The following is a 20,386-nucleotide window of genomic DNA, read 5'->3' as shown; positions in this document are numbered from 1 at the left end:
AGAGGATGCCGCCATGGCTTTCGAAGCAATGTTCCAACCCATCCAGATCGGCAAACTGACCATCCGCAACCGTGTGATCAGCACCGCCCACGCAGAGGTCTATGCCACCGACGGCGGCATGACCACCGAGCGCTACGTGAAGTATTACGAAGAGAAGGCCAAGGGCGGCATCGGCCTGGCCATCTGCGGCGGTTCCTCGGTGGTCGCCATCGACAGCCCGCAGGAATGGTGGAGCTCGGTCAACCTGGCCACCGACCGGATCATTCCGCATTTTCAGAACCTTGCCGACGCCATGCACAAGCATGGCGCCAAGATCATGATTCAGATTACCCACATGGGTCGTCGCTCGCGCTGGGACGGCTTCAACTGGCCGACCCTGATGTCGCCGTCGGGTATTCGCGAACCCGTACACCGCGCCACCTGCAAGACCATCGAGCCGGAAGAGATCTGGCGCATCATCGGCAACTATGCCCAGGCCGCACGCCGCGCCAAGGAAGGCGGCCTGGACGGCGTCGAGCTGTCCGCCGTGCACCAGCACTTGATCGACCAGTTCTGGTCGCCGCGCGTGAACAAGCGTACCGACGAATGGGGTGGCACCTTCGAGGGGCGCATGAAATTCGGCCTGGAAGTCCTCAAGGCCGTGCGAGCCGAGGTGGGCGACGATTTCTGCGTCGGCATGCGCATCACCGGCGACGAGTTCCACCCGGACGGCCTCACCCATGAGGACATGAAAGAGATCGCCAAGTACTACGATGCCACCGGCATGGTCGACTTCTTCGGCGTGATCGGCTCGGGTTGTGATACTCACAACACTCTGGCCAACGTTATTCCGAACATGAGCTATCCGCCGGAGCCGTTCCTGCACTTGGCCGCCGGGATCAAGGAAGTGGTCAATGTCCCCGTGCTGCATGCGCAGAACATCAAGGACCCGAACCAGGCCCAGCGCATCCTCGAAGGCGGTTACGTGGACATGGTTGGCATGACCCGCGCGCACATCGCCGACCCGCACCTGATCGCCAAGATCAAGATGGGCCAGGTAGACCAGATCAAACAGTGTGTCGGCGCCAACTACTGCATCGACCGTCAGTACCAGGGCCTGGACGTGCTCTGCATCCAGAACGCCGCCACCAGCCGCGAGTATATGGGCCTGCCGCACATCATCGAGAAATCCACCGGGCCCAAGCGCAAGGTGGTGATCGTCGGCGGCGGCCCAGCAGGCATGGAGGCGGCACGCGTGGCGGCGGAACGCGGCCATGACGTCACCCTGTTCGAGAAGAAGGACAGCCTCGGAGGACAGATCAGCCTGGCCGCCAAGGCGCCGCAACGTGATCAGATGGCCGGCATCACCCGCTGGTACCAGCTGGAGATCGCTCGCCTCGGCGTCGACCTTCGCCTGGGCACCGGTGCGGATGTCGAAACCATTCTCGATCTGCGTCCGGACATCGTGGTGCTGGCCAACGGCGGCCATCCGTTCATCGAGCAGAACGAGCACTGGGGCGCGGAAGAAGGCCTGGTGGTCAGCAGCTGGGACATCCTCGACGGCAAGGTGGCGCCCGGCAACAACGTGCTGGTCTACGACACCATCTGCGAGTTCACCGGCATGTCGGTGGCTGACTTCATGGCCGAGAAAGGTGCCAAGGTGGAGATCGTCACCGACGACATCAAACCCGGCGTGGCCGTCGGCGGCACCAGCTTCCCCACCTACTACCGCAGCCTGTACCCGAAGGAAGTGATCATGACCGGCGACCTGATGCTGGAAAAGGTCTACCGCGAGGGCGACAAGGTGGTGGCGGTCCTGGAAAACGAATACACCGGCGCGCAAGAAGAGCGGGTGGTCGACCAAGTGGTGGTGGAAAACGGCGTGCGCCCGGACGAAACCTTGTATTACGCGCTCAAGGAAGGTTCGCGCAACAAGGGCCAGATCGACGTCGAGGCGCTGTTCGCCATCCAACCGCAACCTTGTCTTTCGCAGAGCGGCGACGGCTATCTGCTGTTCCGCATCGGTGACTGCGTAGCCCAGCGCAATACCCACGCAGCGATCTATGACGCGCTGCGGCTGTGCAAAGACTTCTAAGAAAAGCTTGAAGCTGGAAGCCAGAAGCTAGAAGTAAAAAAGCGGCCCGAACCGCTTCCAGCTTCTTGCTTGCTGCTTCCAGCTCCCCACAGGGTGAGCTGCAATGCTGAATACAATTCTTCCCATCCTGCTGTTCGCCGCCCTCGGGCTTGCCGTACTCGGCGCAGGCAGGCGCTTCGCCATGTGGCGCCGTGGTCGCCCTTCGAAGGTCAACTGGTTCGGCGGTCTCATGGCCATGCCGCGGCGCTACCTGGTCGATCTGCACCATGTGGTTGAGCGCGACAAATACATGTCCAAGACTCACGTTGCCACGGCTGGCGGCTTTGTCCTGGCAGCTTTGCTGGCGATCGTCGTGCATGGCTTCGGTCTGCAGAGCCGGATTCTCGGCTTCGCCCTACTCGCCGCGTGCGTGCTGATGTTCGTCGGCGCGCTGTTCGTCGCCAAACGCCGCCGGAACCCGCCGGCACGGCTGTCGAAAGGCCCCTGGATGCGCCTTCCGAAGAGCTTGCTGATGTTCTCGTTCAGCTTCTTCATCGCCACCCTGCCGGTGGCTGGCATCCTGCCGGAAGATTTCGGCGGCTGGATCCTGGCTGCCGTGCTGGCGCTGGGCGTGGCCTGGGGCGTGTCCGAGATGTTCTTCGGCATGACCTGGGGCGGGCCGATGAAGCATGCCTTCGCCGGTGCCCTGCACCTGGCCTGGCATCGCCGTCCTGAGCGTTTCCGCACCCCGCACAATGCCAGTGCGGCTCGCTCCAGCGGCCTGAAGGCACTTGATCTGACTGATCCGAACGCACCGTTGGGCGTGGAAAAACCCAAGGATTTCACCTGGAACCAGCTGCTCGGCTTTGATGCATGCGTGCAGTGCGGTCGCTGCGAGGCAGCTTGCCCGGCCTTCGCCGCCGGCCAGCCGCTGAACCCGAAGAAGCTGATCCAGGACATGGTCGTCGGCCTCGCCGGTGGCAGTGACAAGGGTTACTTCGGCAGCCCTTATCCGGGCATTCCGGTCGGTGAACACGGCGGCAATCCACATCAGCCCATCGTGTTCGCCGAGGGCAAGGGCCTGGTCGAGGCGGAAACGCTGTGGTCCTGCACCACCTGCCGCGCCTGCGTCGAGGAGTGCCCGATGATGATCGAGCACGTCGATGCCATCGTCGACATGCGCCGCCACCTTACCCTGGAAAAAGGTGCCACGCCGAACAAGGGCGCCGAGGTGCTGGACAACCTCATCGCCACCGACAACCCGGGCGGCTTCGCCCCAGGTGGTCGCCTCAACTGGGCTGCCGACCTGAACCTGCCGTTGATGAGCGAGAAGAAACAGGCCGACGTGCTGTTCTGGGTGGGCGATGGTGCCTTCGACATGCGCAACCAGCGCACCCTGCGCGCCTTCGTCAAGGTACTCAAAGCCGCCGAAGTCGACTTCGCCGTGCTCGGCCTGGAAGAGCGTGACAGCGGTGACGTGGCACGCCGTCTCGGTGACGAGGCGACCTTCCAGACATTGGCCAAACGCAACATCGAGACCCTGACCAAGTACCGCTTCAACAAGATTGTCAGCTGCGATCCGCACAGCTTCCACGTGCTGAAGAACGAATACGGCGCACTGGGCGGCGAATATCTGGTGTTGCACCACAGCACCTACATGGAAGAGCTGATCAGCGGACAGAAACTCAACCTGGGTCAGCACAAGGGCGGCAGCGTGACTTATCACGATCCCTGCTACCTGGGCCGCTACAACGGCGAGTACGAAGCACCGCGCAGCGTCCTCAAAGCCATCGGCATCGAGGTCAAGGAAATGGAACGCTCCGGCTTCCGTTCACGCTGCTGCGGCGGTGGCGGCGGTGCGCCGATCACTGACATTCCCGGCAAGCAGCGGATTCCCGATATGCGCATGGTCGACATCAAGGAAACCGGCGCCGAACTGGTGGCCGTGGGCTGCCCCCAATGCACCGCGATGCTCGAAGGCGTGGTCGAACCGCGGCCGCAGATCAAGGACATCGCCGAGCTGGTCGCGGACGTATTGCTGGAGACACCCGCCCCGGCAAAAAAGGCCGCGGCAGCCAAGCCTGAAGCCCTGGAGGTGCACTGATGAGCGACATCATCCGCCGCGACCCTCGCGCCGAGTGGATCGCCCGCAACCGCTTGCATCCGTTGCACGCCGCCATGCAGAAGGCCGAAACCAGCTGGATGGGCCCCAACGGCATCATCCGCAAGAACCCTAATGCGGTCGGCTTCATCGGACCCAACGGGCTCAAGCGCATCGATCGCAGCGGTGCCCAGCAAGGCGGCAGCGCCAAACGCAGCGCTGCCAGCACAGTGGTTCAACTGCCGTTGCATGTGGTTGAACAACCAGCCTTTTACATCGCCGTGGTACCGGACATGGTCGGTGGTCGCCTGAGCAGCCACGACAAGGACGTGCTCGGCCTGGCCAACAAGCTGGCCGGTGAAGCGGGCGCTGTGGTTGCCGTGGTCTTCGGTGATTACAAGGAAACCGCCTTCGACACCGCCGGTGTCGATCGCCTGGTGCACATCGAGGGCGAGGCCTTCGACGGCTACGCACCGGAAGCGCGGGTACTGGCCCTCAGCGCGGTGGAAAGCCAACTGGCGCCACGTTACTGGTTGCTACCGGACAGCCGCACCGGTGGTGGCGAGCTCGGCAGACGCCTCGGTGCCAAACTCGGCGAGCGCCCTGCCACCCGCGTCTGGCAGGTCGCCGACGGACAGTGCATCGGCCGCGCCGGTGCCGGCCAGCAGGATCTGGTACGCAAGGCGCCGCGTCTGATTCTGGCCGCCGTCGAGTGCGCCGATCCGGTCAGCGATACCCGCCATGAAGTGCGCGCATTGCCGCTGGAAACCGATATCACCCGCTGCCTGCCACGCATCGAAGACCTCGGCGCGGTGGCCGTAGATCCGGCCCTGATCCCAATGGCCGAAGCCGAGTTCATTCTCTCCGGCGGCAACGGGGTCAAGGACTGGGCCCAGTTCCATCAGGCCGCCGAAGCACTCGGCGCCACCGAGGGCGCCTCGCGGGTGGCGGTGGATGACGGCTTCATGCCGCGCGACCGCCAGGTCGGTGCCACCGGCACCTGGGTCACCGCGCGGGTCTATATGGCCGTGGGGATCTCCGGTGCCATCCAGCATCTGCAGGGTATCGGCGCCTGCGACAAGGTGGTGGCGGTGAACATGGATCCTGGCTGCGACATGATCAAACGCGCCGACTTGGCGGTCATCGGTGACTCCACCGAGATCCTCGCCGCGCTGATCGAGCTGGTCACGCAATATCGCCAAGGAGGCGCACGCGATGCGGCATAAACGGCTGGCCGGTAAAAGCCCCGCAAGTTGGATGGCGCTTCACCCATTCACCGCGGAAGGCCGCACATTGATGGCGGAAGAGAAAAGCGTCTTCCACCCTACGGAGTCGCGCCATGACTGACTTGAACATCATCACCCTGGTCTCGGTCGGCGCTCACCCGACCTCGGGCCGCGCCCGCCGCGCCGAGCAGGACGCCCGCGCCGTCGAGCTCGGCCTGCGGCTGGCCGGCGATCGGCTGCAGCTGCTGCACGCCGGCAACCCACAGGAGCAGGCGTTGCGCGCCTATCTGGGCATGGGCCTGAGCGAGATGACCGTGCTCGAGCAGCCCAGCCACTGCGATGCGCTGCCGCTGTTGAACAACTATTTGCGGGATGCTGGCGCCCACTTGGTGCTGACTGGCAGCCAGGCGGAAACCGGTGAAGGTTCAGGGCTCTTGCCCTATCTGCTGGCCGAACGTCTGGGCTGGCCCCTGGTGGTCGGTCTGGCAGAGGTAGAGAAGGTCGACAACGGCGTAGCCCAGGTGCTGCAGGCCCTGCCCCGCGGCCAGCGACGCCGGCTAAAGGTGCGGCTACCGTTTGTCGCCAGCGTCGACAACGCTGCGCCGACGGCGCGCCAGAACGCCTTCGGTCCGGCCCGCCGTGGCCAGCTGCTCGCCGAGGATGTCGCCGTGATCGAAGACAGCCTGCTGGACGAATCGCAACTGCAACCGGCACGACCACGTCCCAAACGGCTGAAGGTTATCAAGGCCAAGACCGGCGCCGAACGGATGAAGGCGGCCACCGCCAAGGCCTCAGGGGGCGGCGGACAGGTTCTCCAAGACGTGTCGCCGCAAGCAGGTGCCGAGGCTATCTTCAAGTTACTACTGGACGAGGGTGTGCTGCGCTGAGCGCAGCGCCACCTCAAATATCGAAGCCAAAGGAGCAAAACACGATGATGCATGCCGATCTGATTGACCAAGAAGATTTCCGTGATCGCCTCGTGGCACTGGGCTTTGAAATTCCCAGCGGCGCAACGGCCGAACAGGCCTGTGAACGTGCTGTCGTTGGCCTATCCAAGGAGCGCGCGCAGGCGCTACGCCGCTTGGTAGAGGAACTGTTGGGCGGCTCCGCGACCCTGCTGCCTGCGGTGCGTGAGGCCATCAGCCGGAATTTGCTTCCAGCACTGGTACGGGCCAATTAGAGCTTGCTGGCCACCTGTGGAGTCGCGCGGCGGAGTCACTGCTGCCATAGCCACAGTGTCGAAGCACAGCGGAGCGCAGCTGCCGCCAAAAGCTAAGAAAAAGGTGGATGACGCCGTCATCCACCGTTATGGGACAGGACGTGGGCTACGTCAGACGCGCACGCTGGCGAAGGTCGACTCGCCTTGGGCTCGTTGCAACGCAGCCATGGTGGCGGGATTTCGGCTGCCATCATCGGGACGAGGTATCAGAGCGACCACCTGCGCCGATTGCTGACCAGAACGCTCGTCGCGCGGCGGAATGCCGAAGAACTCGCGATAGCACTTGGAAAAATGCGGCGTGGAGACGAAGCCGCAGACCGAGGCCACCTCGATGATCGACATCGGCGTCTGCTTGAGCAGCTGACGGGCACGTATCAGCCGCAACTTGAGGTAATAGCGCGACGGTGAGCAATGCAGGTATTTCTGGAACAATCGCTCGAGCTGACGTCGCGACACGTTGACATAGCAGGCCAGCTCGTCAAGATCGATCAACTCCTCCAGGTTGGCCTCCATCAGCGCCACGATTTCCAGCAACTTCGGCTGGTTGGTGCCGAGCATGTGCTTGAGCGGCACACGCTGCAGATCTTGTTCACTGCGAATGCGCTCATACATGAACATATCGGAGATTGCCGCAGCCAGTTCACGCCCATGCTGGGCGCCGATCAGTTGCAGCATCAGATCCATGGGCGCGGTACCACCTGAGGCGGTATGGCGATTGCGATCGATGGAGAACAGCCGGGGGGTGACCGAGGTGCGAGGGAAAGCTTCCTGCATCGCGGCCAGACACTCCCAATGCACGCTGCAATCATAACCATCGAGCAAGCCAGCCTTGGCCAGCGCCCAACTGCCCGTGCAAACCGCACCGAGCTGACGCCCGTGACGAGCTTGAACCTGCAACCAGTGCAGATGCTCGCGAGTCACGCTGTGCTGGATGTCCACGCCGCCGCATACGATCACGCTATCCAGGCTGGGTGCAGTATCAAAGCCGGCATCCGGCGTGATCTGCAGCCCGTCGCTGGCGGTCACCGGCTGTCCCGTCTGGGTCAGGGTAAACCAACGGTAGAGCTCCTTGCCCGATAGCTGATTGGCCATCCGCAAAGGCTCCACGGCCGAGGCCAGGGAGATGAGAGTGAAGTTATCCAACAGCAGGAAGCCGATGGTCTGTGGGAGCCGATTCGGGGGCTGCAACCCGGGGTTGATCTGTGACAATGACGGATCCTCACGCTAGGCATTTCTCGTGAGCCTTCGACGAGACTCTTTTTTGTGTTCCGACGCTCGACGGCGCCGGCTCTTGCAATTATCAAGGCAAACTGTATGCCTAATTTGAATGCGCGTTCAATAAAACTGCGGAAGCTGCTGAAAGGCCCGTACTACAAGGCTCGACGGAAGCGGAGCGAACATCGGGAAGGCGGGGGCGTTACCCGCTGTGAGCACTTTCGTAGCAGTGTCGGCGATACCCATCGGCATAATCCGCGCACTGTCACAGCCTGGTAACAGGACCGGGTAACGGCCAGCGCGAGAGATGGCCAAATACCATCTCGCGCACTCGGCGAAAACGCACCACAGAAGGACATCGCGGTGCTCCCGGTGCTCGCCTTCGGCTCAGCACTCGATCGCACTGACCGCCAGGCCGCCACGAGAGGTTTCCTTGTATTTGTCGTGCATATCGGCGCCCGTATCGCGCATCGTGCGGATAACGCGATCCAGCGAGATGAAATGCTCACCGTCGCCACGCAGCGCCATCTGCGCCGCATTGATTGCCTTCATGGCGGCAATGGCGTTGCGTTCGATGCAGGGCACCTGCACCAGGCCGCCGACGGGGTCGCAGGTCAGCCCCAGGTTATGCTCGAGGCCTATTTCCGCGGCATTTTCCAACTGCTCCGGCGTCGCGCCGAGCAGTTCGGCCAGGCCGGCTGCCGCCATCGCGCAGGCGGAACCCACCTCGCCCTGGCAGCCCACCTCAGCGCCAGAGATCGATGCATTCTTCTTGCACAGGATGCCGATCGATGCAGCGGCGAGCAGGTAGTTGACCACGTCGTCGTCGGACGCTTCGGGATGGAACTTCATGTAGTAATGCAGCACCGCGGGGATGATGCCCGCCGCGCCGTTGGTGGGCGCCGTAACCATGCGCCCTCCCGCCGCGTTTTCCTCATTGACCGCCAGGGCGAACAGGTTCACCCACTCCATCGCGCTCATGGTCGAACCGATGACGTTCGGCTTACCCAGCTCCAACAGACTCTGGTGCAGTTTGGCGGCACGCCGCCGCACCTTCAGCCCGCCGGGCAGTATGCCTTCGTGACGCAAGCCATTGGCGACACATAGCTTCATCGCCTCCCACAGGCGCAACAGCCCCTGGCGAATCTCAGCCTCGCTGCGCCAAGCCATCTCGTTGGCCATCATCAGCTGACTGACGCGCAGGCCGTGGCGCTTGCACAGCTGCAGCAGTTCGACGGCATTGGAGAAATCGTACGGCAGCACGGTGTGGTCCTGGTCCAGCTGCCCGGCCGCAGCCTGCTCGGCGTTGACCACAAAGCCGCCGCCGACGGAATAGTAGGTGTCCTCGTGCAGCACACCGGAATGCCCGTGCGCGATAAAGGTGACGGCATTGGGGTGATAAGGCAGGTTTTCCTCGAGCAGCAGCAGGTCCTTCGACCAGTCGAATGCGACCGGCCAATGTCCGTCGAGCCGTAGCTGCCCGCAGGACCGCAGCGCCGCGATGCGCGGTGCGATCTGCTCCGGATCGATGAGGTCAGGCCGCTCGCCCATCAACCCCATTATCACGGCGTTGTCGGTGCCATGCCCGACCCCGGTGGCCGACAGCGAGCCATAAAGGCGCACCTCGATACGCCAGACCTGCTCCAGCAGCGTACGCTCGCGCAGGGAGCCGACGAATAACGCACCGGCGAGCATGGGGCCAACGGTATGCGAGCTGGACGGCCCGATGCCGATTTTGAAAAGGTCGAATACGCTGATCGCCACGCTGCACGCTCCACGGGATGCCTCAAAGACAGGCGCCATCATGGTGGTTTTGCGGGCGAATAGACGTCTGGCACCGACGTAGTCATGTCCAAATCCGCCAGATTGCCTCCTAAATGACCCGCGAGTCTTGTCACCCGCTCCGCTCGAACAGTAGTAGCGCAGTCGTCACCCAGCCATCGAGATGGGGCCATCGGTGGGCCTTATTGGCGAGTCGCGCGAGCGCATTTTTGGAAGGAATGGGCCGGGCCGTCGCGGCCAGCCGACGCCTACCACGAAACCGTAACGGTTTGATGAATGAAGGGGCTGAAGAACGCTCTTCGCACCTCGTGCCGCAGGCGCAACAAGGCTGGCGTTATGACGTCAAGAGCACTTGGAAATGCGGCGAAAAACCGCCAAGGGACGGCCCCAGGCGGATAAAACCAACCGGGGCAGTGAATTTTTTTCATAATGACAAGGGCCGCTACAAGCCACGCCATTGCAGACCATCAGCAAAATCGAGGCTTAACCCATTGAACGGCTTGAAAGCCCAGCGATGCCATGATGAATTTTTTTCTGTTATGGTTTTTAAGGCAGTGCATGTCGCCGTTCAGTATGCAAGCGTCGTAACTCGACAATTGCCGCCGCCAGAGGGGGATATCGTTAAGCCATATCCCTCAGCCGCCAGCCATAGCGTTGGCCACTGGATGCCTTGCGCGACTATAGCTACAGCCGTCCCAAACGGGTGTGCACATAACAATAATGGGTACCGGTTCCGCTCCGTACGGAGCGTACGAACCACGATGAGCTTACTAGCACTGCCAAAGGATGGAAGCGGTTACGACACCACGGTGAATGCACAACGATACCGAGCCAGCCGATGCTCGAGATGACCACCATCTCGCCTGCACAGCTGCGGCCCGTCGAGCCACCGCGACACCGCTTCCGTCCAAGAACATGTCAACCCAAAAGCCATAGCAGTTGGCACTAGCCGACGGCGTCGCAAGGCGCTTTCGACTCCGTTTAGCTGATCTGGATGTCTACTGAGGGGAACCATCCCATGCAGTCTGGAAAAATCGTCGTCGAGAACCTGTACAAGGTATTCGGCCCACAAGAACAAGAAGCCATCGCCTTGCTCAAGCAAGGCTGGAGCAAGGACAAGATTCTCGCCGAGCGCGGCGCCGTCATCGGCGTAAGTGATGTTTCGTTCAGTGTCGAGGAAGGGGAGATTTTCGTGCTGATGGGCCTGTCCGGCTCCGGCAAATCCACGCTGATACGACTGATCAACCGCCTGATCGAACCCAGCGCCGGTGACGTCTTCATCGACGGGCAGAACGTGGCGAAACTGCCCCACGCCCAACTCATCGACTTGCGCCGCCGCGACATGAGCATGGTCTTCCAGTCCTTCGCGCTGATGCCGTCGCGCACGGTGCTGGACAATGCGGCTTTCGGGCTGGAGGTCGCCGGCATCGGGCGCAAGGAGCGTGAGGAGCGCGCCATGGCGGTGCTCACACAGGTCGGTCTCGACACCTTCGCGCAGAAGTATCCCCACGAACTGTCCGGTGGCATGCAACAACGGGTCGGCCTCGCCCGAGCGCTGGCGGTCAACCCTTCGATGATCATCATGGACGAAGCCTTTTCCGCCCTCGATCCGCTCAAGCGCCGGGAAATGCAGGACGTACTGCTGGAACTGCAGAAGACTCACCGACGCACCATCATCTTCGTCTCCCATGACATCGAAGAGGCCATGCGCATCGGCAACCGCATCGGCATCATGGAAGGCGGCAAGCTGATTCAAGTCGGTACGCCGCAGGAACTGATCGATAACCCCGCCAACAACTACGTGCGCAATTTCTTCGACACCGTCAACACCAGCCGCTACCTCACCGCCGGCCAGCTCAAGTCCGATAGCGTTCCGCTCTATGTGCACAACGGTAAAGCGCCGGATGCCCTGCAGGTCTGCCAGGAACTGCAGGCGATGGACAAGCATTACGCCTTCATCGTCGACGAAGACAAACGATTCCGCGGCTCCATCAGCCTGGAGCGGATCGCCCTGCTGGTCGAGAACGGCCAGACCTGCGCCCTCGAGGCGGACGTGTTGAAACAGATCGATCCTCTTACCGAAGACCAGCCACTCGATCAGGTGATCGAACGCTTAGTGGACAACGAGGGACCGATGCCCGTGGTGGACAGCCAAGGGTTCTACGCGGGCGCCATCAGCAAAGGCCGCCTTCTGACTCGCCTGCAGGAGGACTGAACATGAGCAAAGATCTGGATCTGGGGAGTTGGGTCAACGACGTCGTCCAGCATCTGTTGGAAAACTACAGCGGCGCCTTCGACAGCCTCGGTGGCGTGGTCAGCGGGTTTTCCGAGGGCGTCGAAGCGCTGCTGATGCTGCCGCCGGCCTGGCTGCTCATCGCCATTTTCGTCGGCCTCGGTTTGTGGCGCATCGGTGCCCGGTTCGCCGTCTTCACCGCTGTGTCCTTCATTCTCATCGTGCTCACCGGTTTCTGGGAACAGACCGTAGTGACCCTCGGCCTGACCTTCTCCGCCACGCTGATCAGCCTGCTGCTGGGGATTCCGCTGGGCATCTGGTCGGCGCGCAGTGAGCGGGTCGCCATGATCATCCGTCCGATTCTGGACTTCATGCAGACCATGCCGGCATTCGTCTACCTGATCCCGGCCGCGATGCTATTCGGCCTCGGCCGTGTGCCCGGCATCATCGCCACGGTGATCTTCGCCATGCCGCCAGCGGTACGCCTGACCAACCTCGGCATCCGCCAGGTCAACAAAGAGATCGTCGAGGCTGGGCAATCCTTCGGCTGCAACGGCAGGCAGCTGTTGTTCAAGGTGCAGCTGCCCAACGCCATGCCCTCGATCATGGCGGGGGTCAACCAGACCATCATGATGGCGCTGTCGATGGTGATCATCGCCTCGATGGTAGGTGCTGGAGGCCTGGGCAACGACGTGTTGGCCAGTATTCAGCGACTGGACATCGGTCTCGGCTTCGAAAGCGGCATGGCCGTGGTACTGCTGGCAATCATCCTCGATCGCATCACCGAGAGCTTCGGCAGCACCAAGCGGGCCACGCAAAAGGCCACCTGGTACACCTGGGTGAGCACCAAGCTCAAGTTGCAGCGCCAATAGCACCACGAACCGCAGACACGGGAAATCAGGATGAATACTTTCAAGACGATAACGACTGCCGTCGGCCTGCTCACCTGCGCAGCGATGCAGGGAGCTTGGGCACAGGAGCCAGCGAGCTGCGAAAAGGTGCGTTTCGCCGAAATCGGCTGGGCCGACATCGCCGCGACCACGGGCGTGGCAATGGTTCTGACCGAGGGTCTGGGCTACCAGCCGAGCAAGGTAATGGCTTCGGTGCCGATCGCCTTCACCGGCGTGAAGAACAAGCAGATCGATGCCTTTCTCGGTTATTGGTCGCCGTCCATGGATGCGGTCATCGAACCGTTTACCAAGGACGGCGGCGTCAAGGTGCTCGAGTCGCCCAATTTGGTGGGCGCCAAGTACACCCTGGCGGTACCGACCTATGCGGCTGAGGCGGGACTGAAAAGCTTCCAGGACATCGCCAAGTTCAAGGACGAGCTGGGCGGCCGAATCTACGCGATCGAACCGGGTAACGACGGCAACCTGCTGATCGAGAAGATGATCAAGAACGATCAGTTCGGCCTCGGCGACTTCCGCATGATCGAGTCCAGCGAAGCCGGCATGCTGGTTCAGGTGCAACGTGCGATTCGCAAGAAAGAACCGGTGGTCTTCCTCGGCTGGGCTCCGCACCCGATGAATACCCAGTACGACCTGACCTACCTGGCAGGCGGTGACGAAGTGTTTGGCCCCGACTTCGGTGCGGCCAAGGTGTTTACCGTCGTGCCGCCGGACTATGTGGAGCGCTGCGCAAACGTAGGAAAGCTGCTACAGAACCTGCAGTTCACCGTCCCCATCGAAAGCGAGCTGATGGAAATGGCGCTCGAACGAGACGATCCGCAAACCGTGGCGAAGAAGTGGATCAAAGCCAACCCGGGCGCGCTCGATCAGTGGCTGGCCGGAGTGACCACCTACGACGGCCAGGACGCGGTCGCTGCGGTGAAAAAGTTCGTCGGCCTCTGACTGCCTGAACGCCATCGCGCAGAACAGGGCCAGGCAACAGTAGCCAGCAGGCCCGTCCCGGCTCAGGTGCCGAGACGAGCCTGCTCCGCAGCCACAACACAACCGATCACCTTTCATTTCGCCGGTGCGCAAGCAGAACCAGCGCGCCGAACCGTGCACGGGACCTCGCTCAATCGCTGAGATCCCTGCAACAAAACCGCAGTCCCTCGCAGAACGGGACCACGGTGGCATCACTGCCATATTCCTACATGGAGCTAAACGCATGAATCTAATCAAGCACCTTCTTTGTGGTCTCGGCGCCGCCAGCATGGCGCTCGGCATGGCCACCAGCATGGCGGCGGACAAGCCCGAGCTGAAGATCGGCTACGTCAACGGCTGGGACGACAGCGTCGCCGCCACGCACGTGGCGGGTGAAATCCTCGGGAGCAACCTGGGTTACCCGGTCAAGCTGCAGCCGGTCGAGCCGGCCATCATGTGGCAGGGCGTCGCACGCGGTGATCTCGACGCCACCCTCTCCGCCTGGCTGCCCGCCACACACGGTGAGTACTTCGAGAAATTGAAGGACAAGGTCGTGGTCCTCGGCACCAACTATGAAGGCGCGAAGATCGGCTTGATCGTGCCGGACTATGTCGAGGCCAAGAGCATCGAGGATCTCAACAAGTACAGCGACGCATTCGACGGCAAGATCACTGGCATCGATGCCGGCGCCGGTGTCATGCGCCGCACCGAAGACGCCATAAAACAATACGACCTGAACATCCGACTGATGCCCAGCTCCGGGCCAGCGATGACCACCGCCCTGACCCGCGCGGAAAAAGCGCAGAAGCCGATCGTCGTTACCGGCTGGATCCCGCACTGGATGTTCGCCAAGTGGAAACTGCGCTTCCTGGAAGATCCGAAGAAGGTCTTCGGTGACGACGAGCACGTCGATACGGTCGCCAACCCAGCGCTCGCCAGCAAGGCTCCCGAGGCCGAAGCCTTCCTGAAGAAGTTCAACTGGGGTCCTGAAGAAGTCGGTGAAGTGATGCTGGCGATACGTGATGGCGCCAAGCCGGACGCTGCCGCCCGTGAGTGGGTGAAGAACCACCCGGAACGCGTCGCCAGCTGGCTCGAATAATCGGATCTCGCAATCCCCTATACCCAACCCCGACCGGCGCCCTGAACGAGCGCCGCTCGAAGCAATGGAGTCGTGTGCATGCACGCAATCAAATGGACCACCCTGGCGCTGGCCGTCACCACCGCGGTCAGCCAGCTGGCCGTAGCCAGCGAACAGTCGGAAGCCACCGGCTTCGTCGAAGGCAGTGACCTGACGCTGCTGAACAAGAACTACTACTTCGCCCGCGACAACCACGCGCCTGGCGCCGCCCAGAGCCGCCGGGAAGAATGGGCCCACGGCCTGCTGCTCGCCTATCAATCCGGCTTCACCCAGGGCACCGTCGGCTTCGGCGTCGACCTTCATGCCGGTGGTGCGATCAAGCTCGACAGCGGTCGAGGCACCAGCGGCACTGGCCTGCTGCCAGTGGACAGCGACGGCCGTGCCGCCGACGACTTCGGCTTCGCTGGCGGCGCGGTCAAGGTACGTGTTTCCAACACGACCCTGAAGTATGGCGACCTGACGCCCACCGCCCCGGTCTTCTCCCCAGGCACCGGGCGCATCTTCGCCAGCACCGCCACTGGCTTCCAGCTGACGTCCAACGAGCTCGATCAGTTGACCGTCGACGCGGGCTATTTCACCTCGATTCGCGATCGCAACCGCTCGCTCAACCACGACGGCGAGATCACCCTGGTCTATGCCGGTGCCATCGACTCGGAAACCGTCAGTTATCTGGGCGGCACGTACCAGCTGACCGACAGCCTCAGCGCGACCCTCTACGGTTCCAAGTACGAGGACGTCTGGAGCCAGTACTACGGCAACCTGAACTACGCGCTGCCGCTCTCCGAAGGTCAGGCACTGTCGTTCGACTTCAACGTCTATGACACCCGTGACGAAGGGTCCGCCCTGGCGGGGGACATCGACACCACAGCCTGGTCGCTGGCCGCCGGCTATTCGATCGGCGCGCATAGCTTCACCCTCGCCCATCAGCAGGTGAACGGCAACGCGCCCATGGATTACATCAGCATGGACGGCACCAACGCCGGCGACTCCATCTATCTGGCCAACTCTTCGCAGTGGTCGGACTTCAACGCGCCCGGCGAGAAGTCGGTACAGGCCCGCTACGATCTCAACATGGCGACCTACGGCGTGCCGGGTCTGAGCCTGATGGCCAGGTACATCAAGGGAGACATTGATGGCGCGAGCGTCGATCCCGATGGCGCCTACGCTTACTACGCCGGAGCCGCCGGCAAGGGCAAGGAATGGGAGCGCGACCTCGAAGCCAAGTACGTGGTCCAGGACGGCGACCTCAAAGACCTCTCCTTGCGTGTGCGTTACGCCACCGCGCGCGGCTTCGCCGGCGACATCGACGAACTGCGCGTGATCACCGAGTACCCACTGGACATCCTGTAAGCAGCACCCGTACGGGCGCTCACGCGCCCGCACCTTACCCCCGAACGCCGTCGTGGCAGTGCCCGGCGGCCTTCGATTGGGGCGCAGGCAACACTGCCATCGGGAAAACCGGCTAGCTGTCCCAACCCGCCTTTGGGCTCGTTCACATCTGCGTCTGCGACGCACGACATAGTCATATCCATTCCCGACAGCCCTTTGTTTTTTTATTGATCGATCAATCAATAAAAACTAGGGTGTACAGCATTCATCATCCTCCCGGAGCCTCCAATGCCCAAGGTTGGAATGCAGCCCATCCGACGCAAACAGCTGATCCATGCCACCCTCGCGGCCGTGGACCAGGTCGGTATGAGTGACGCCAGCATCGCCATGATTGCGCGACTGGCGGGCGTCTCGAACGGCATCATCAGTCATTATTTCCAGGATAAGAACGGCCTGCTCGAAGCCACCATGCGGCACCTCATGAAGGCGCTGAATCAGGCCGTCCGTATACGCCGCGAGGCGCTGACCGACGACAGCCCGCGCGCGCACCTGAAAGCGATCATCGAGGGCAACTTCGACGACAGCCAGGTGAACGGACCCGCGATGAAAACCTGGCTGGCGTTCTGGGCGTTCAGCATGCATCAACCCGCCCTGCACCGATTGCAGCGGATCAACGACTGCCGCCTGTATTCCAATCTCTGCTGCGAGTTCCGCCGCGTTCTGCCAAAGGAGCAAGCACGCTCGGCCGCGCGAGGCATGGCGGCATTGATCGACGGCCTGTGGCTGCGCGGCGCGTTGGCCAGCGACGACTTCGATATCGAACAGGCACTGCAACTGGCCTATGACTACCTGGATCAGCTACTGACCAAGCAGGTGCACTGATCCCCCTCCTTCACTATGCACCGCGAGGATGACCATGCCCCGTTTCGAACAACAGAAACTCTACATCGATGGCCGCTATACCGAGGCCACTAGCGGCGACACCTTCGAGACCGTCAATCCAGCGACCGGCGAAGTGCTTGCCGAGCTCCAGCGCGCGTCGCGGGACGATGTCGATAAAGCTGTCGCCAGCGCCACCGCGGGACAGAAGGTCTGGGCCGCGATGACCGCCATGCAGCGCTCGCGCATCTTGCGTCGGGCAGTGGATATCCTGCGCGAACGCAACGATGAACTGGCCGAGCTGGAGACCCTCGATACCGGCAAGCCTCTAGCGGAAACCCGGGCGGTGGACATCGTGACCGGTGCCGATGTGCTCGAGTACTACGCCGGGCTGATCCCCGCCATCGAAGGCGAGCAGATCCCGTTGCGCGACACCAGCTTCGTCTATACCCGCCGCGAGCCGCTGGGTGTAGTAGCAGGCATCGGTGCCTGGAACTACCCGATCCAGATCGCCCTGTGGAAATCCGCGCCAGCATTGGCAGCCGGCAACGCGATGATCTTCAAGCCCAGCGAGATGACGTCCCTGAGCGCCCTGAAACTGGGCGAGGTCTATACCGAGGCCGGCGTACCGGACGGTGTGTTCAACGTACTCACCGGCAGCGGCCGGGAAGTCGGCACCTGGCTCACAGAGCACCCGGGCATCGCGAAGATTTCCTTCACCGGCGGCACCAGCACCGGCAAGAAGGTCATGGCCAGCGCGTCCAGCTCCTCGCTCAAGGACGTGACCATGGAGCTGGGTGGCAAGTCGCCGCTGATCATCTTCGAGGACGCGAACCTCAACCGTGCCGCTGACATCGCGGTCATGGCCAATTTCTTCAGCTCGGGCCAGGTCTGCACCAACGGCACCCGCGTGTTCGTCCATCGCTCGCTGCAAGCGCGGTTCGAAGCCAAGGTGCTCGAACGCGTCAAGCGCATCCGACTGGGCGACCCGCTGGACGAGGCGACCAACTTCGGTCCGCTGGTGGGCTATGCGCACATGGACAGCGTGCTCGACTACATCGAGTCGGGTCGGGCCGAAGGCGCGCGCCTGCTCTGCGGCGGAACGCGGGTGACCGAGGGCGAGTACGCTAAGGGCGCCTACGTCGCGCCGACCGTGTTCAGCGACTGCCGGGACGACATGCGCATCGTGCGCGAGGAAATCTTCGGCCCGGTGATGAGCATCTTGGTCTTTGACGACGAAGCGGAGGTGATTCGCCGCGCCAACGACACTGATTACGGACTGGCCGCCGGCGTGGTGACCCACGACCTGGCCCGCGCCCACCGGGTGATCCACAGCCTGGAAGCGGGTATCTGCTGGATCAACACCTGGGGCGAATCGCCAGCCGAAATGCCGGTCGGCGGTTACAAGCAATCCGGCGTGGGCCGCGAGAACGGGCTGATGACCCTGGCCCATTACACCCGCACCAAGTCGATCCAGGTCGAACTGGGCGATTTCGCCTCGGTGTTCTAAACCGTTGCCAGCCACACGCTTCAGGCAGGACAGCGCTCACTGTTGCTCGCGGCTTCAGGCCTGAAGCGTCCATCCCAAGGACGCTGCTCATGGAATACGACTACATCATCATCGGTGCCGGTTCGGCCGGTAACGTTCTGGCGACTCGCCTGACCGAGGACGCTGATGTCAGCGTGCTGCTGCTCGAAGCCGGAGGTCCCGACTACCGGATGGATTTCCGTACCCAGATGCCCGCCGCGCTGGCCTTTCCGCTGCAGGGGCGGCGCTATAACTGGGCCTACGAGACCGATCCCGAGCCGCACATGAACAATCGCCGCATGGAGTGCGGTCGAGGCAAGGGCCTGGGCGGCTCGTCGCTGATCAACGGCATGTGCTACATCCGAGGCAACGCCATGGACTACGATGGCTGGGCCAAGGCGCCCGGTCTGGAAGACTGGACTTATCTCGACTGCCTGCCCTATTTCCGTAAAGCCGAGACACGTGACATCGGCCCCAACGACTACCATGGCGGCGACGGCCCGGTGAGCGTGACCACGCCCAAGCCCGGCAACAATCCCTTGTTCCGCGCCATGATCGAGGCCGGCGTACAGGCCGGCTATCCGGAAACCGACGACCTCAACGGTTATCGCCAGGAAGGCTTCGGCCCGATGGATCGCACGGTCACGCCCAAGGGGCGTCGCGCCAGCACCGCGCGTGGGTATCTGGACATGGCCCGTGGCCGACCGAACCTGACCATCGTGACCCATGCGCTGACCGATCGCATCCTGTTCAGCGGCAAGCGGGCCATCGGTGCGGCTTACCTGCATGGCAGCAGCGACACGCCAGTGATCGTCCATGCCCGGCGTGAAGTGCTGCTGTGCAGTGGCGCCATCGCCTCGCCACAGATCCTGCAGCGCTCTGGCGTCGGCCCGGGCGCGCTGCTGCGCGAACTGGGCATCCCGATCGTCCACGATCTTCCAGGCGTCGGGGCCAACCTGCAGGATCACCTGGAGATGTACCTGCAGTACGCCTGCAAACAACCGGTTTCGCTCTACCCTGCGCTGCAGTTGCATAACCAGCCTCTGATCGGCGCCGAGTGGCTGTTCCTGGGCAAGGGCATCGGCGCCAGCAACCAGTTCGAGGCGGGCGGGGTCATTCGCTCGCGCGCCGAGTTCGAGTGGCCGAACATCCAGTACCACTTCCTGCCGGTGGCGATCAATTACAACGGCAGCAACGCGGTAAAGGAGCACGGCTTCCAGGCCCACGTCGGTTCCATGCGCTCGCCCAGCCGCGGGCGTGTACATGCCCGCTCGCGGGACCCGCGCCAGCACCCGAGCATCCTGTTCAACTACATGTCGTGCGAGCAGGATTGGCAGGAGTTCCGCGACGGCATCCGGATCACCCGGGAGATCATGGCGCAATCGGCACTGGATCCCTATCGCGGCCGAGAACTGAGTCCTGGCGCCAACATCGACAGCGATGCCGAGCTGGATGAGTTCGTCCGCCAGCACGCCGAAACCGCCTTCCATCCGTCCTGCTCCTGCAAGATGGGCGAAGACGAGATGGCCGTGGTCGACGGCCAGGGCCGGGTGCACGGCCTCGACGGGCTACGGGTGATCGATGCCTCCATCATGCCGCTGATTACTACCGGCAACCTCAACGCGCCGACCATCATGATGGCCGAGAAGCTCGCCGACCGGATTCGCGGGCGCACGCCGTTGCCGCGCAGCACCGCGCCGTATTACGTCGCGGGATCCGACCCGGTGCGCAACGCGGCGCAGACACAGCCGGCAGCCGCGCAGAAGGCGCAGAAGGCGCAGAAGGCGCAAAGCGTTCAAGTCTAGGGGGCCGATA

At 62.7% G+C, this 20,386-nt stretch carries 15 protein-coding genes; 13 read left to right on the top strand and 2 right to left on the bottom strand.

Annotated elements, in window-relative coordinates; genetic code table 11:
• Positions 1 to 13: 13 nt before the first annotated feature.
• The 5 genes from dgcA (at position 14) to MCB86_RS16965 (ending at position 6,560) form a co-directional block, all read left to right on the top strand.
• Positions 14 to 2,074 (top strand): dimethylglycine demethylation protein DgcA, encoded by a 2,061-nt coding sequence (gene dgcA / locus MCB86_RS16985; protein WP_239611617.1) that lies wholly within the window; start codon positions 14 to 16, stop codon positions 2,072 to 2,074.
• A gap of 103 nt (positions 2,075 to 2,177) precedes the next feature.
• A complete protein-coding gene (gene dgcB / locus MCB86_RS16980; protein WP_239611616.1) occupies positions 2,178 to 4,157 on the top strand; it encodes a dimethylglycine demethylation protein DgcB in 1,980 nt (659 codons plus the stop codon).
• Positions 4,157 to 5,380 (top strand): electron transfer flavoprotein subunit alpha/FixB family protein, encoded by a 1,224-nt coding sequence (locus MCB86_RS16975; protein WP_239611615.1) that lies wholly within the window; start codon positions 4,157 to 4,159, stop codon positions 5,378 to 5,380. Before dgcB ends, MCB86_RS16975 begins: the two co-directional genes overlap by 1 nt.
• A gap of 113 nt (positions 5,381 to 5,493) precedes the next feature.
• Positions 5,494 to 6,267: an electron transfer flavoprotein subunit beta gene (locus tag MCB86_RS16970; RefSeq protein WP_045160642.1), complete on the top strand. Its 774-nt coding sequence runs from the start codon at positions 5,494 to 5,496 to the stop codon at positions 6,265 to 6,267.
• A 44-nt stretch (positions 6,268 to 6,311) separates the two neighbouring features.
• Complete coding sequence (locus tag MCB86_RS16965) at positions 6,312 to 6,560, top strand: hypothetical protein (protein WP_045160641.1); 249 nt, start codon at positions 6,312 to 6,314, stop codon at positions 6,558 to 6,560.
• A gap of 150 nt (positions 6,561 to 6,710) precedes the next feature.
• Here the strand turns inward: MCB86_RS16965 and MCB86_RS16960 are convergent, their stop codons facing one another.
• Both MCB86_RS16960 and MCB86_RS16955 read right to left on the bottom strand, forming a co-directional pair.
• A complete protein-coding gene (locus MCB86_RS16960; protein ID WP_045160640.1) occupies positions 6,711 to 7,808 on the bottom strand; it encodes a GlxA family transcriptional regulator in 1,098 nt (365 codons plus the stop codon).
• Positions 7,809 to 8,201: 393 nt separating this feature from the next.
• Entirely contained in the window at positions 8,202 to 9,578 is a 1,377-nt protein-coding gene (locus MCB86_RS16955) for an L-serine ammonia-lyase (protein WP_239611614.1), read from the bottom strand.
• Between the two features lie 1,036 nt (positions 9,579 to 10,614).
• Between MCB86_RS16955 and MCB86_RS16950 the strand changes: the two genes are divergently transcribed.
• The 8 genes from MCB86_RS16950 to betA all read left to right on the top strand — a co-directional run bounded on the left by MCB86_RS16950 (position 10,615) and on the right by betA (position 20,376).
• Positions 10,615 to 11,811, top strand: coding sequence for a glycine betaine/L-proline ABC transporter ATP-binding protein (locus tag MCB86_RS16950; protein ID WP_045160638.1), 1,197 nt, complete (start codon positions 10,615 to 10,617; stop codon positions 11,809 to 11,811).
• 2 nt (positions 11,812 to 11,813) lie between these two features.
• A complete protein-coding gene (locus MCB86_RS16945; RefSeq protein ID WP_045160637.1) occupies positions 11,814 to 12,701 on the top strand; it encodes a proline/glycine betaine ABC transporter permease in 888 nt (295 codons plus the stop codon).
• A gap of 30 nt (positions 12,702 to 12,731) precedes the next feature.
• Positions 12,732 to 13,679 (top strand): choline ABC transporter substrate-binding protein, encoded by a 948-nt coding sequence (locus tag MCB86_RS16940; protein ID WP_239611613.1) that lies wholly within the window; start codon positions 12,732 to 12,734, stop codon positions 13,677 to 13,679.
• Between the two features lie 262 nt (positions 13,680 to 13,941).
• Positions 13,942 to 14,796 carry a glycine betaine ABC transporter substrate-binding protein gene (locus MCB86_RS16935; protein ID WP_239611612.1) on the top strand — a complete coding sequence of 285 codons (855 nt, stop codon included), beginning with the start codon at positions 13,942 to 13,944 and terminating at the stop codon, positions 14,794 to 14,796.
• Between the two features lie 78 nt (positions 14,797 to 14,874).
• Positions 14,875 to 16,185: an OprD family porin gene (locus MCB86_RS16930; RefSeq protein ID WP_239611611.1), complete on the top strand. Its 1,311-nt coding sequence runs from the start codon at positions 14,875 to 14,877 to the stop codon at positions 16,183 to 16,185.
• A gap of 267 nt (positions 16,186 to 16,452) precedes the next feature.
• Positions 16,453 to 17,046, top strand: coding sequence for a transcriptional regulator BetI (gene betI / locus MCB86_RS16925; RefSeq protein ID WP_045160633.1), 594 nt, complete (start codon positions 16,453 to 16,455; stop codon positions 17,044 to 17,046).
• A gap of 34 nt (positions 17,047 to 17,080) precedes the next feature.
• Positions 17,081 to 18,553: a betaine-aldehyde dehydrogenase gene (gene betB / locus MCB86_RS16920; RefSeq protein WP_239611610.1), complete on the top strand. Its 1,473-nt coding sequence runs from the start codon at positions 17,081 to 17,083 to the stop codon at positions 18,551 to 18,553.
• A gap of 83 nt (positions 18,554 to 18,636) precedes the next feature.
• Positions 18,637 to 20,376 carry a choline dehydrogenase gene (gene betA / locus MCB86_RS16915; RefSeq protein ID WP_239611644.1) on the top strand — a complete coding sequence of 580 codons (1,740 nt, stop codon included), beginning with the start codon at positions 18,637 to 18,639 and terminating at the stop codon, positions 20,374 to 20,376.
• Positions 20,377 to 20,386: the final 10 nt, after the last annotated feature.

The organism is Pseudomonas sp. KSR10 (assembly GCF_022355455.1).
GTDB lineage: Bacteria > Pseudomonadota > Gammaproteobacteria > Pseudomonadales > Pseudomonadaceae > Stutzerimonas > Stutzerimonas stutzeri_E.
This window is presented reverse-complemented; position numbering and strand designations above follow the sequence as displayed.

What these genes read in the sequence shown, in the direction of transcription:
- dgcA (WP_239611617.1), top strand. Translation starts at nt 14, where the DNA reads ATGGCTTTCGAAGCAATGTTCCAACCCATCCAGATCGGCAAACTGACC.
- dgcB (WP_239611616.1), top strand. Translation starts at nt 2,178, where the DNA reads ATGCTGAATACAATTCTTCCCATCCTGCTGTTCGCCGCCCTCGGGCTT.
- MCB86_RS16975 (WP_239611615.1), top strand. Translation starts at nt 4,157, where the DNA reads ATGAGCGACATCATCCGCCGCGACCCTCGCGCCGAGTGGATCGCCCGC.
- MCB86_RS16970 (WP_045160642.1), top strand. Translation starts at nt 5,494, where the DNA reads ATGACTGACTTGAACATCATCACCCTGGTCTCGGTCGGCGCTCACCCG.
- MCB86_RS16965 (WP_045160641.1), top strand. Translation starts at nt 6,312, where the DNA reads ATGATGCATGCCGATCTGATTGACCAAGAAGATTTCCGTGATCGCCTC.
- MCB86_RS16950 (WP_045160638.1), top strand. Translation starts at nt 10,615, where the DNA reads ATGCAGTCTGGAAAAATCGTCGTCGAGAACCTGTACAAGGTATTCGGC.
- MCB86_RS16945 (WP_045160637.1), top strand. Translation starts at nt 11,814, where the DNA reads ATGAGCAAAGATCTGGATCTGGGGAGTTGGGTCAACGACGTCGTCCAG.
- MCB86_RS16940 (WP_239611613.1), top strand. Translation starts at nt 12,732, where the DNA reads ATGAATACTTTCAAGACGATAACGACTGCCGTCGGCCTGCTCACCTGC.
- MCB86_RS16935 (WP_239611612.1), top strand. Translation starts at nt 13,942, where the DNA reads ATGAATCTAATCAAGCACCTTCTTTGTGGTCTCGGCGCCGCCAGCATG.
- MCB86_RS16930 (WP_239611611.1), top strand. Translation starts at nt 14,875, where the DNA reads ATGCACGCAATCAAATGGACCACCCTGGCGCTGGCCGTCACCACCGCG.
- betI (WP_045160633.1), top strand. Translation starts at nt 16,453, where the DNA reads ATGCCCAAGGTTGGAATGCAGCCCATCCGACGCAAACAGCTGATCCAT.
- betB (WP_239611610.1), top strand. Translation starts at nt 17,081, where the DNA reads ATGCCCCGTTTCGAACAACAGAAACTCTACATCGATGGCCGCTATACC.